The sequence below is a fragment of the Paracerasibacillus soli genome, from assembly GCF_042432965.1.
GTDB classification, from domain to species: domain Bacteria; phylum Bacillota; class Bacilli; order Bacillales; family Amphibacillaceae; genus Paracerasibacillus; species Paracerasibacillus soli.
This window is the reverse complement of the sequence record NZ_JBHLWL010000040.1, coordinates 40,810-53,672: the sequence shown is the minus strand read 5'-3', so window position 1 is coordinate 53,672 and position 12,863 is coordinate 40,810. Positions and strand designations below refer to the sequence as shown.

The following is a 12,863-nucleotide window of genomic DNA, read 5'->3' as shown; positions in this document are numbered from 1 at the left end:
AATGGAGAATTTATTTAACTTAAGTACCTTTTTACTATTTTTACTCATATTTATTCGTATTCTAGCATTTTTTGCAACACTCCCTTTATTTTCTTATCGAACGATTCCATTACCATTTAAAATTGGGGTAAGCTTCTTTTTAGCATTTATTATGGCACAGACACTAAAAGATTCATATCTCTTTGTGTTTAATGAAACATTTGTACTGCTCATTGTAAAAGAAGCAATTGTCGGTCTATTAATAGGTCTAATTGCTTATATGATACTAGCTGCTGTACAGATTGCAGGTGGATTTATTGATTTTCAAATGGGATTTGCAATAGCAAATGTAGTTGATCCACAAACAGGCGCACAAAGTCCAATTATTGGTCAATATTTTTATATATTTGCACTGCTATTTCTATTATCGGTTGATGGGCACCATTTATTAATAGATGGAATCTATTATAGTTTTCAATTTGTGCCAGTGGACACATTTATACCGTTTGAACATGGTTCTATTATTGATTTTGTTATATCTACATTTAGTAAAATGTTTTTAATTGCATTTCAAATGTCCATCCCAATTGTCGGGTGTTTATTTTTAGTTGATGTGGCATTAGGAATCGTCGCAAGAACAGTTCCACAACTAAATGTATTTGTAGTTGGATTGCCTTTAAAAATAATCGTTAGCTTTTTCGCTTTATTTATCTTTTTTAGTTTATATATCGTGTTAGCAAAGAACTTATTCGGAACAATGTTTCAAACGATGCATCGACTAATGCAATTATTTGGGGGGGCTTAACTTGCAATTAAAATTAGATTTGCAATTTTTTGCAGGTGAAAAGACAGAAAAAGCAACCCCTAAAAAACGGGAAGACGAACGAAAAAAAGGGAAAGTTGCCAAGAGTCAAGATGTTAATACTGGTGTTTTACTATTGTGTTCCTTTCTAATCTTATTTATATTCGGCTCCTATATGAAAGATGGTTTATTGAATCTATTGCAACGATTTTTTACAGTTTTTATTCATTGGGATTTAAATGAACAAACTGTAAGACAGTTATTAAATGGCGCTACGTTGGAAACAGCTAAATTGTTAGCACCAATCATGCTCATTGCAATAGTCGCTGGTTTAGCATCAAATCTGATGCAAATAGGCTTTTTGCTTACGACAGAACCTTTGAAATTTGACTTAAAAAAACTCGATCCTGTACAAGGAGCAAAAAGGATATTTTCTATCCGTGCACTAGTAGAATTATTAAAATCATTATTAAAAATTTCTTGTATTGGTATTGTTACATTCATGATTATTTGGATGTATAAAGATGATATGATGATGCTTGCTTTTGTTGATGTAGAAGCAGCATTAGCCTTTTTTGGGAAAACAACAATCATAATGGGAATTGCAGCGACGATTGCTTTGCTAGTATTATCAGTCTTCGATTATGCATACCAAAGATATGATTATGAAAAAAATATGCGCATGTCAAAACAAGATATTAAGGATGAGTATAAAAATATAGAAGGTAATCCTTTAATTAAATCGAAAATGAGAGAAAAACAACGTCAAATGGCCATGAGCCGTATGATGAGTGAAGTGCCAAAAGCAGATGTTATTATTACGAACCCAACTCATTTTGCGATCGCTTTGAAATATGATGAAGAAAAGGCTATCGCACCATATGTTGTTGCAAAAGGTACGGATCATATCGCCATGAAAATTAAAGAGATAGCAAAGGCGCACGGAATTGTAACGATTGAAAATAGACCGTTGGCACGTTCTTTATATAGCGAAGCAGAAATTGGTGATGTGATACCGGAACGTTTTTATCAAGAAGTTGCTGAAGTTTTAGCATATGTGTATCGAATGGAAAAAAGGCTTGGGAAATAAGGAGAGACAGGAATGAATGCAAAGGATTTATCAGTATTAATAGGTGTAATTTTAATAATTGTCATGCTCGTTATCCCTTTACCAGGGGCACTTTTAAGTGTACTTATCTTGTGTAACATTTCATTGGCATTAATCGTTATTCTTGTATCCATGAACACACAAGAGCCATTACAATTTTCCATTTTTCCATCATTACTCTTATTACTTACGCTATTCCGATTAGCATTAAACGTATCTACTACACGGTCTATTTTATCAAATGGTGAAGCTGGAGGAGTAGTTGAGACGTTTGGAAGTTTTGTTATCGGAAATAATCCACTTGTTGGATTTGTTGTATTTATTATTTTGATTATTATTCAATTTTTAGTAATTACGAAGGGTTCTGAACGTGTTTCTGAAGTTGCAGCTCGTTTTTCATTAGATGCTATGCCAGGGAAACAAATGAGTATCGATGCAGATTTAAATGCAGGATTAATTTCAGAACAAGAAGCGAGAGAAAGACGGGAAAAGGTAGAGAGAGAAGCGGACTTTCATGGTTCAATGGATGGTGCGAGTAAATTTGTTAAAGGGGATGCAATTGCAGGTATCATTATCGTATTAATCAATATTGTATTTGGTTTGATTATTGGTATCGTGCAAATGGGGATGTCTTTCCAAGAAGCAATTGATACATTTATGCGTCTAACAGTTGGAGATGGACTTGTTAGCCAAATACCTGCATTACTTATATCTACTGCAACGGGTATTGTCGTAACGCGCGTATCAACGGATGGTAATTTGGGTAGTGATGTAACGGGTCAGTTATTACAATATCCAAAATTACTTTTTATTGCTGCTGGTACAATATTTTTACTTGGGTTAACTCCAATCAATTTCTTTTTAACAACAGTCATTGCGGCCTTCTTGGCAATCAGTGGATATCTATTATTAAAACAACAAAATGAACCTGAATTAGTACAGGTTGAAGATGAAGATATATCTGAATCTAGCGCCATGAAGTCACCTGAAAATGTCGTTAGTTTAATTAATATGGATCCGATTGAGTTTGAATTTGGCTATGCGTTAATTCCGCTTGTTGACGCCGACCAAGGTGGAGATTTATTAGATCGAGTCGTCATGATTAGAAGGCAGTTAGCAATTGAACTGGGGATTGTCATCCCAGTTGTAAGAATTCGTGATAATATTCAGCTTGGACCAAATGAGTATCGGTTAAAAATAAAAGGGAATGAAGTAGCAGTCGGTGAAGTACTGCTTGAACATTATTTAGCAATGACACCAGATATGGATGAAGACAGTATTGATGGTATTGATACAAAGGAACCAGCTTTTGGGTTACCTGCTAAATGGATTGGTGAAGATGTAAAAGATGAGGCCGAATTACTAGGATATACTGTCGTTGATGCACCTTCTGTTGTTTCGACACATATTACCGAAATTATTAAACGATATGCACATGAATTATTAGGAAGACAAGAAACAAAACAGCTTATCGATCATTTGAAAGAGTCTTACCCAATATTAGTCGACGAAGTTACACCAGAACCTCTGGCAATTGGGGATATTCAAAAGGTTTTAGGAAAGTTACTAAAAGAAAATATATCAATCAAAAACTTGCCGATTATTTTTGAAACATTGGCAGACTATGGAAAAATGACAACTGATCCTGATCTATTAGGGGAGTATGTAAGACAAGCATTGGCAATGCAAATTACAAGGCAATATGCAAGTGATGATATGCATATGAAAGTAATTACTGTATCTGGGAAAGTTGAAAAGATGATTGCAGAAAGTATTCAACAAACTGAACACGGGAATTACTTATCATTAGACCCATCATCCCAACAAGCAATTATTGAAGCAATACATGCGGAAGCTGAAAAACTATCTTTGGAAGAGGAAACGACTATAGTCATTTGTTCTCCAGCAATTCGAATGTATTTAAAACAATTATTAGAACGATTTTTACCACAAGTTGTCGTACTTTCATACAACGAGCTTGATGCAAGTGTACAAGTGCAAAGTGTAGGAGTGGTGAATGTAGCATGAAAATAAAAAAATATGTAGCAAATTCGATGCCTGAAGCGATGAATCAAATACGTAAAGAATTAGGCCCTGATGCAGTCATTTTAAACTCAAAAGAAATATTGCAAGGTGGTTTCCTTGGCTTGTTTAAGAAGAGGAAAATTGAGGTTGTCGCTGTACACGACCCAGATCCTTTTCAGCAAGTTAACCAAAAGTCAAGTAATGACAAAACTCCCGTTTTACAGAAAGAAAGGGAAAAACCACAAGCACATGTTGAGCAGGGGGACGTATTAATAGAATTAAAACAATTAAAAAGACTTATTCAAAGTCAAGCGTTAAATTCCAAAGATGCATTCCCCCCAGATTTTAATATTGTGTATCAATATTTGTTAAAGCAAGAGGTATCAGAAGACTATGCGGCTGAAATTATGCAAAGTGTTGTAGAAGACAGTAAAAATATGCAAGAAATATCCATTCAAGATATAGTTGTGAAAACAAAACGAGAAATCGTGAAACGTCTTCGCTCTCACACGTTTTCAGGTATACAGGATGACAAGAAAATCATTCATTTTGTGGGTCCAACTGGTGTAGGTAAAACTACAACTTTAGCAAAGGTTGCCGGTAATAGCATGTTACAGGATAATAAAAAAATTGCTTTTATTACAATGGATACGTATCGAATTGCGGCGATTGAACAGTTAAAAACATATGCAGAAATATTACAAGTACCAATTAAAGTCGCCTATTCTGCTCAAGATTATGTGCAAGCATTAGATGAATTTGCAGCTTATGATTTAATTTTAGTCGATACGGCAGGTAGAAACTTTCGTGATGAGCGATATATTGAAGAGTTAAAAAAGAATATGTCGGTGGAACACAATACAGAAGTATATTTAGTTTTATCCCTTACTGCAAAACTAACAGATTTATCCGCAATAAAAGATAAATTTGCAACAATACCTGTTAAAGAGTTTATTTTTACAAAACTAGATGAAACGCGACAATATGGCGGTCTATTAACACTCATGCTAGAAAGTGGTAAAGGCATTGGTTACATGACAAATGGCCAATCTGTTCCGGATGATGTGTTACAACCAACTGCGGAACAGATTGCAGAACTCATAATGGGGGATTTTTTCCATGAGTGATCAAGCCGCAAAACTTCGAAAACAATTACTTGAAGATGAAAATAATCATCGTGCAAAAACAATCTCTGTTGTTAGTGGAAAAGGTGGCGTGGGGAAATCAAATATCTCAATTAATTTATCAATTGAACTATTGAAGTTAGGTAAAAAGGTTTTACTTATCGATATGGACTTTGGCATGGGTAATGTGGATGTTTTATTGGGCTTACAAGCTAAACGTACAATCGTTGACTTATTCCAGCATTACGATACCTTCCAAGAAATAATCGAAATAGGTCCACATCATTTGGCTTATATTTCTGGTGGATCGGGACTAACGAATATATTTTCAATCAAACAAGATAGATTAGATTTTTTCTTTGAACAATTTGAACAGGCAGTAACCGAGTATGATTATATATTTTTTGATATTGGTGCGGGGGCTTCAGAAACAAATATGCCGTTTGTACTTGCAGCAGACGAGTGTATTGTTGTAACAACACCTGAACCAACTTCCATTACAGATGCTTACAGTATGATGAAGCATATTATAAACAAAGAGCAAAAAATGCCGATATATATTGTGATGAATCAAGTAGATACAGTTAAGAGTGGTCGGAAAGTTTTTGAGAATCTCCAGCAAGTTGTATCGCGATTTTTAAATGTCAACATTCAGATGTTAGGCATTTTGCCATACGATCGACTCGTCTCACAAGCAGTTATTCGGCAGACACCTTATGTGTTGCTTGATAATAAAGCTGATATATCGCGTGCAATGCAAAAAACAGCTTTCAACTTTATAACCCAATCATCAAGTCGGATAGTAGAAACAGGTACACCTCGTTCATTTATTCATAAGCTAAGACATTTTTTAAGGAAGAGGTAGACGAGATGCGAGATATAAAGGTAGTCGTCATCGATGACTCAGCATTTATGCGAAAAATGATTTTTGATATTTTACAAAGTGACGAACAGATAGAAGTCGTTGCAACTGCTCGAAATGGACTAGAAGGATTGAAAAAAATCGAGAAGTTTTCACCAAATGTCGTCACCCTAGATGTTGAAATGCCTAAGATGGATGGCATTATGACATTAACGGAGATTATGTCCCGTCATCCATTACCGGTTGTCATGTTGGCGAGTACATCAAATGAAGGTACAACAGATAAAACAATTCAAGCAATGGATCGCGGGGCTGTTGATTTTATAAGAAAACCATCTGGGCAAATTTCTTTGGATATTAATACGATAAAAGCAGAAATCATTGCGAAGGTTAAAGCAGCTTCCCAAATTAATATTCCAGTATATAGCCAAGTGAAACATGCTAAAGAATTCAATATCCAGTTACCAGCAAGGTATCATCATACAATCGTGGCCATTGGAACATCAACTGGTGGACCACGAGCTTTACAGACAGTGCTAAGCAACCTACCAGATACGTTTATACCGCCAATCTTAATTGTGCAGCATATGCCACCAAAATTCACAAAATCTTTAGCAGAACGACTGAATAGTACTTCAAAAATTACGGTGAAAGAAGCGGAACAAGGAGAACTGATTCTACCTAAAACAGCCTATATCGCTCCAGGAGATTTTCACATGACGGTTGTAAAACGCGATTCACAATATGTAATAGATTTAACGAAAGAACCTCCTTGTAATGGTCATCGTCCATCTGTTGATATACTATTCCATTCTGTTAAAAAAATGGAAAATAGAAATAAAGTTGCTGTGATACTAACTGGTATGGGAAATGACGGTGCTCATGGAATGAAGATGATGAAACAATTAGATAATAATACGATAACGGTCGCCGAATCAGAACGAACGTCTATTGTTTACGGCATGCCAAAAGCAGCAAAGCAGACGAATATGGTTGATTATATATATGACTTAGAAGATATCGCACCTGCTTTAACAAATATGATAGAAAATTTAGGGGGGAAATAAAAATGGATACAACGCAATACTTAGATATATTCATTGATGAAAGCACAGAACACTTAGACATCTTATCGAAACAATTGTTAGAACTTGAGAAAAATCCAAAAGAAAAGTCTATTATCGAAGAAATCTTTCGCGCAGCACATACATTAAAAGGCATGTCAGCAACGATGGGATACCAAGATTTAGCAAACTTAACGCATAAACTTGAAAATGTTTTTGATGAAATTCGGTATGATCGTCTACAAGTCGAAGCACATATGATTGACGTATTATTTGAAGCTGTGGATCATCTTACAGCGATGGTAGAGGATATATCGGCAGGTGGAAGTGGAAAACGTGATATACAATCAGTCGCTGCACATCTTGAGGGTATTGAAAAAGGAGAAGTACATGTGCCTGCGGAACAAGAAATAAAACCTGTATCTTTAGATGAAAATGAAGAAGCGATGATAAATGACTTAGATGAATTTGAACGGTCTATTTTAAGTGAATCAAGTGAACGTGGATTTAATAATTTCAAAATTACGGTAACGCTACAAGAAGACTGTTTATTAAAAGCAGCGCGTGTATTTATGGTGTTTGATATATTAGAAAAACATGGAGAAGTAATTAAATCTTATCCTTCTGTTCAAGAGTTGGAAGAAGAAAAGTTCTCCAATACTTTTACTGTTCTACATGTATCTAAAGCATCTGCAAAAGTGATGGAAGAAAAGATAAATAAAGTATCCGAGATTGCCAATGTAGACGTAGTCGCATTTTCACTTCTACATGATCAGGATCATCAAGAGCATACGGAAATTAGCAATGAACCAGTACAAACGGAAGTATCCAATACTCAAGAGAACCAAGTAGATGTAAAACCGAAAGTACATAAAGCTTCTAGTAAAACTATTCGGGTAAATATTGAACGTCTTGATGTATTAATGAACTTATTTGAAGAATTAGTTATTGATCGTGGACGTTTGGAGCAAATTTCGAATGATTTGCATCATAAGGATTTACAAGAAACTGTGGAAAGAATGACCCGTGTATCCGGTGATTTGCAAAATATTATTCTTACGATGCGTATGGTACCTGTCGATCAAGTATTCAGTAGATTTCCACGTATGGTAAGACAGTTAACGAGAGATTTAAATAAAAATATTAAACTAGAAATTATTGGTGCGGAAACAGAATTAGATCGTACTGTTATTGATGAAATAGGAGATCCGCTTGTGCATTTATTGCGCAATGCACTTGACCACGGCATTGAAATGCCAGAAGAACGGGTACGTCAAGGTAAGCCTGAACAGGGGACTATCCAATTGAAAGCCTATCATAGTGGCAATCATGTTTTTATTGAAATCGTCGACGATGGTGCTGGCATAAATAAACAAAAAGTTACTAAAAAAGCCATCCAAAACGGCATTATTAACGAACAAGAAGCATCTAGTTTAACGGACCAACAAATATTTGAATTAATAATGGAAAGTGGATTCTCAACTGCAGATCAAGTTTCTGATCTGTCTGGACGTGGCGTCGGATTAGATGTTGTTCGAAATAAAATTGAATCATTAGGTGGACGTATTTCTATTGATTCGACTGAAGGAAACGGTTCTGTATTTTCTATTCAGCTACCGTTAACATTATCGATTATCTCTGTTTTATTGGTTGATTTAAAGAAAGAAAAATATGCAATCCCACTCTCGTCTATTATTGAAACGGCTATTATTCATAAAAGCGATATATTATCCGCTCATCATAAAAAGGTAATGGACTTTAGAGGTACTGTTGTACCGCTAGTTGACTTAAAAGAAGTATTTCAAGTAGAAACGAATGATGCACAGGAAGACGAATATTGCTCAGTTGTCATCGTGAGGAAAGGCGATAAATTAGCTGGGTTAGTTGTTGATTCATTTATAGGGCAACAGGAAGTCGTTTTAAAATCTCTAGGAAATTATTTGTCAAATGTATTTGCTATTTCTGGAGCAACAATCTTAGGAGATGGACAAGTCGCATTAATTATCGATAGTAATGCACTTATTAAATAAAAATGGACTTAAAGGAGGAAAATAGGATGGAACAAGAAAAAATGAACGATCGAAAAGTAATTGTGTTTCAATTAGCCGATGAAGAATATGCCATACCAGTACAACAAGTTAGTAATATTGAGCGAATGGAACCAATTACGAGGGTTCCACAAACTGATGCCTTTGTAAAAGGCGTAATCAATATGCGTGGAGTAGTGACACCGATTATTGATTTAAGAACGAGATTTAATCTTCCAGAAAAAGAGTATAATAACTCTACAAGAATTATTATTGTCCACGTAAACGATTTAGAAGTTGGCTTAATTGTGGATGCGGCAAATGATGTTATCGATATTCCGGAAAGTATGATTGAACCAGCACCTGAAGTAATTGGAACAATCGATGTTGATTATATCGAAGGCGTAGCCAAATTTGAAAAAAGGCTTTTCATATTATTAAACTTACAAAAAGTTTTGTCATTGGATGAAATTGATGAACTGAAAAAAGTGGAAGGTTAAATATGATGGATCTGCAAAATTTAACCGATTTACAGATGGATGTATTGCGAGAAATTGGAAATGTAGGAGCCGGTAATGCTGCAACCTCTATGGCGAAATTAATGAATAAGAAAGTAGATATGAAAGTTCCTGCTATAAAAGTTATCCAATTTGAAGAAGTAATGGATTTAGTTGGTGGTCCAGAAAAAATGATTGCAGCAATTATTTTTCGGATTCAAGGTGAGGCACCAGGAACAGTGTTTTTTATACTAAATCAGCTTGAAGCTAGCGTACTTGTAGACCAAATTACAAATCATGCAGTAGCGTTATTCGATGAGTATGATCAAGTAAATACGATGGCAATATCAGTATTGCAGGAGATAGGTAACATTTTGACTGGATCTTACCTATCTGCACTTTCTGATTTTACAGGCATAAATATGCAACCATCTGTACCATATTTTGGTATGGATATGGCGAGTGCTATTTTGGTTGAAGGATTATTAACACTTGCAAATGTCTCGGATTATGCTTTGATTGTAGATACGCAAATAAATGGTGAAGAGGATGGAACTGAGGTGACAGGTCAGTTTCTATTACTTCCAGATCCGGAATCATTTCCAAAAATGTTTCATTCATTAGGGATTACTGGGTATGAATAAAATCGATACGGTTGTCAAAGTGGGCATTTCTGATTTAAATATCGTGACAGCTCCTTGTGTTATTCGTACTTCTGGTTTAGGATCCTGTGTTGGAGTTGTTATTTTCGACGCACAAAAGAAAATAGCTGGACTAGCACATATTATGTTACCGGAATCTAAAATGACAAAACAAGACAATAGCAATGCATACAAATACGCTGACACTGCAATAGAAATACTAATTCATAAATTAGTAGAAAATGGAGCAAGAAAATTTGCGTTACAGGCAAAAATAGCTGGTGGAGCACAAATGTTTAAACTAACTACTGCAAATGACATGATGCGTATCGGACCAAGAAATGTTGAAGCAGTAGAAAAAAAACTTCATGAACATAAAATTCCAATTATGGCTGCAGATGTTGGCGGTAATAATGGAAGAACCATTGAATTTAATCCAGATACAAATATGTTGAAAATCAGGACTGTAAATAAAGGTGAAACGTTTATATAAATGTACAGAATCAAATAAAAATATGAGGGAGGAGTACCAGGTTGACACAAAATCAATCTCCTCTGGAAAAAGAGCTGTGGAAACAATGGTTGTCATGTAAAAATAGCGAAGTTGCGAATGAACTAATGCAATTTTATATGTATTTAGTGGATTTTCATGTTGAGAGAATAGCAACCCATTTACCTGCAAGTGTAGGTAGGGATGATTTGAAAAGTTATGGATTGCTTGGGTTATATGATGCATTAAATAAATTTGATCAATCACGCGACTTAAAATTTGATACTTACGCGTCTTTTCGAGTTAGGGGAGCCATCATAGATGGATTACGAAAAGAGGATTGGTTACCCCGTTCTATCCGCGATAAAATGAAGAAGATTGATAAAGCAACACAAGAATTAACACAAAAATATATGCGTGAACCAACAGCCTTAGAAATTGCGGAACATGTAAACATGAGTCAAGAGGAAGTAGAAAATGCAGTGAAAAATTCATTGTTTGCTAATGTTTTATCTATTCACGATAAAAATTCGGATCAAGAAACAAATCAAAAAGAAGGAATTTTATATTCAATACCAGACGAACATACACTACAACCAGATGAAAATCTTATTCAAATGGAATTAAAGAAAGAATTAGTGGAAGAGATTAAATCACTAACGAAGAATGAACAATTGATTATTAGTCTTTTTTACCACGAAGAATTAACACTAACAGAAATAGGCCAAATATTAGGTTTAACAACTTCAAGAATTTCCCAGATTCATAAGAAAGCAATCTATAAATTGAAAAACGTACTACAAAAAACGGTTGGTTAAAAGTGGGAGTTTTCAAAAGGGGTGCAGAAGTTGGAGACAAAAGAACAATGTTTTTTTATTGTGTGCAGTCAAGACCGTATGCGAGCTGAACTTCATTGTATAGAAGGTTATAAACCAGAGATGGATCAATCTACAATTCATGAGATCCAAGCGTTATTAGCAGAAAATAAGATTGTACATGGTATTGATAACGCGAATATCGAGAAATTGATTCATCATGACAAAGGCATAGAATTTCCATTGCTCATTGCTGAAGGAACATATCCTGAGCATGGACAAGATGGTGTCATAACTTACACTTACCAAATAGATAAGGATATGAAAAAAGGTGAGAATTGGAATTTTCGTGAAGTGATGCAAATTCCATCTGTAAAAAAAGGCCAAAAGCTTGCAACAATTACACCACCAACAAACGGAAAGCCTGGAGAAAATATATTTGGCGATACCGTATCACAGAAAAAAGGTACGCCAGTAAGTAAGAAACCAGGTAAAAATGTCGTATATAGTAAAAGTGAGCGGACATTTTATGCCGATGCTGATGGTGAAATAAGCCTGACAGAACATTATATTCATATTCATAGTCTTTATGAAATTCACGAAACAATTTCCATGAAAGTAGGAAATGTTGATTTTGTAGGATCGATAACAATCCACGGTGATGTTCCATCCGGTTATACGATAAAAGCAGGTGGAGATATTAAAATTTTCGGTATGGTCGAAGCGGCCACTATTATTAGTGGTGGCTCCATTACAATTTCGGAAGGTTTATCCGGGATGAAAAAAGGAAATCTGCATGCAAAAGAAAATATATATGTTGGTTATATTAATCAAGGTATTGCTCATGCTGGAAATAATTTATATGTAGAGAACTCTATTTTACATAGTGAATGTTTTGCAAAGAAACAAGTTTTTTGTCAAAAAGGGAATATCATTGGTGGTGCAACATCAGCAGGTAGAGCAATTGAAGCAAAAGATATTGGAAATCGGATGAATACAAAAACGGAATTGTATTTTGGAATTGAAAAAGATAAGTTACAACAAGAAAAGAAATTGCGTTCTGAGAAGGAAAAATTAGAAGATACATTGCGTAAATTAGCGCTTATAAAAGAAAAACTTGCAACAAATATTGAAAAGATGCAAGATCCAAAGATTCGTATTACCATGTTAAGGCAAAGGCATTCTTGGGAAAAAGCGAGGGAACAATTAGCAGGTGTAGAAGAAGAACTCCGGCAGTTAAATAATGAAAATAATCATTTAGATTTAGCGAAACTGCTTGTCAATCATGCATTGTATCCAAATACAATGGTTACATTCGGAAAATATAAACGTCTTATTTTGCAAGATCATAAGCAAGTGAAAGTGTCGTTAAGAAATAATGAAATCATCGTCCAGTCATTGTCTTCTTAACGATACTAAAATGGAGGAA

The 12,863-nt window shown here is 34.9% G+C and carries 12 protein-coding genes; all 12 read left to right on the top strand.

Features of this window, described 5'->3' with window-relative positions:
• The first annotated feature begins 1 nt into the window (after window position 1).
• Genes fliR through ACFFIS_RS11295 form a run of 12 tightly spaced genes read left to right on the top strand, consistent with a single transcriptional unit; the run spans window position 2 to window position 12,844 of the window.
• Window positions 2-784: a flagellar biosynthetic protein FliR gene (gene fliR, locus ACFFIS_RS11350; protein WP_390187595.1), complete on the top strand. Its 783-nt coding sequence runs from the start codon at window positions 2-4 to the stop codon at window positions 782-784.
• Between the two features lies 1 nt (window position 785).
• Window positions 786-1,871: a flagellar biosynthesis protein FlhB gene (gene flhB / locus ACFFIS_RS11345; RefSeq protein WP_320379788.1), complete on the top strand. Its 1,086-nt coding sequence runs from the start codon at window positions 786-788 to the stop codon at window positions 1,869-1,871.
• Between the two features lie 12 nt (window positions 1,872-1,883).
• Window positions 1,884-3,917 (top strand): flagellar biosynthesis protein FlhA, encoded by a 2,034-nt coding sequence (gene flhA, locus ACFFIS_RS11340; protein ID WP_390187594.1) that lies wholly within the window; start codon window positions 1,884-1,886, stop codon window positions 3,915-3,917.
• Window positions 3,914-5,041: a flagellar biosynthesis GTPase FlhF gene (flhF, locus tag ACFFIS_RS11335; RefSeq protein ID WP_390187593.1), complete on the top strand. Its 1,128-nt coding sequence runs from the start codon at window positions 3,914-3,916 to the stop codon at window positions 5,039-5,041. The genes flhA and flhF overlap by 4 nt, the downstream gene beginning before the upstream one ends.
• Window positions 5,034-5,903: a MinD/ParA family protein gene (locus tag ACFFIS_RS11330; protein WP_390187591.1), complete on the top strand. Its 870-nt coding sequence runs from the start codon at window positions 5,034-5,036 to the stop codon at window positions 5,901-5,903. The genes flhF and ACFFIS_RS11330 overlap by 8 nt, the downstream gene beginning before the upstream one ends.
• A 5-nt stretch (window positions 5,904-5,908) precedes the next feature.
• A complete protein-coding gene (locus tag ACFFIS_RS11325; RefSeq protein ID WP_390187590.1) occupies window positions 5,909-6,967 on the top strand; it encodes a protein-glutamate methylesterase/protein-glutamine glutaminase in 1,059 nt (352 codons plus the stop codon).
• 2 nt (window positions 6,968-6,969) lie between these two features.
• Window positions 6,970-8,994, top strand: a complete 2,025-nt coding sequence (locus tag ACFFIS_RS11320) for a chemotaxis protein CheA (protein ID WP_390187589.1) — start codon at window positions 6,970-6,972, stop codon at window positions 8,992-8,994.
• A gap of 26 nt (window positions 8,995-9,020) precedes the next feature.
• Complete coding sequence (locus ACFFIS_RS11315; protein WP_320378934.1) at window positions 9,021-9,491, top strand: chemotaxis protein CheW; 471 nt, start codon at window positions 9,021-9,023, stop codon at window positions 9,489-9,491.
• A gap of 2 nt (window positions 9,492-9,493) precedes the next feature.
• The gene (locus ACFFIS_RS11310; protein WP_320378935.1) at window positions 9,494-10,132 is read left to right on the top strand and encodes a chemotaxis protein CheC; all 639 of its coding nucleotides are present in this window, start codon (window positions 9,494-9,496) and stop codon (window positions 10,130-10,132) included.
• Window positions 10,125-10,622: a chemotaxis protein CheD gene (locus tag ACFFIS_RS11305; RefSeq protein WP_390187587.1), complete on the top strand. Its 498-nt coding sequence runs from the start codon at window positions 10,125-10,127 to the stop codon at window positions 10,620-10,622. The genes ACFFIS_RS11310 and ACFFIS_RS11305 overlap by 8 nt, the downstream gene beginning before the upstream one ends.
• Before the next feature lie 41 nt (window positions 10,623-10,663).
• Complete coding sequence (locus ACFFIS_RS11300; protein WP_390187585.1) at window positions 10,664-11,437, top strand: FliA/WhiG family RNA polymerase sigma factor; 774 nt, start codon at window positions 10,664-10,666, stop codon at window positions 11,435-11,437.
• Window positions 11,438-11,467: 30 nt separating this feature from the next.
• The gene (locus ACFFIS_RS11295; RefSeq protein ID WP_390187584.1) at window positions 11,468-12,844 is read left to right on the top strand and encodes a flagellar assembly protein A; all 1,377 of its coding nucleotides are present in this window, start codon (window positions 11,468-11,470) and stop codon (window positions 12,842-12,844) included.
• Window positions 12,845-12,863: the final 19 nt, after the last annotated feature.

Coding starts and splice junctions, on each gene's coding strand:
- ACFFIS_RS11325 (WP_390187590.1), top strand. CDS start 5,909: ATGCGAGATATAAAGGTAGTCGTCATCGATGACTCAGCATTTATGCGA.
- ACFFIS_RS11310 (WP_320378935.1), top strand. CDS start 9,494: ATGATGGATCTGCAAAATTTAACCGATTTACAGATGGATGTATTGCGA.
- ACFFIS_RS11305 (WP_390187587.1), top strand. CDS start 10,125: ATGAATAAAATCGATACGGTTGTCAAAGTGGGCATTTCTGATTTAAAT.
- ACFFIS_RS11320 (WP_390187589.1), top strand. CDS start 6,970: ATGGATACAACGCAATACTTAGATATATTCATTGATGAAAGCACAGAA.
- ACFFIS_RS11315 (WP_320378934.1), top strand. CDS start 9,021: ATGGAACAAGAAAAAATGAACGATCGAAAAGTAATTGTGTTTCAATTA.
- flhA (WP_390187594.1), top strand. CDS start 1,884: ATGAATGCAAAGGATTTATCAGTATTAATAGGTGTAATTTTAATAATT.
- flhF (WP_390187593.1), top strand. CDS start 3,914: ATGAAAATAAAAAAATATGTAGCAAATTCGATGCCTGAAGCGATGAAT.
- fliR (WP_390187595.1), top strand. CDS start 2: ATGGAGAATTTATTTAACTTAAGTACCTTTTTACTATTTTTACTCATA.
- ACFFIS_RS11330 (WP_390187591.1), top strand. CDS start 5,034: ATGAGTGATCAAGCCGCAAAACTTCGAAAACAATTACTTGAAGATGAA.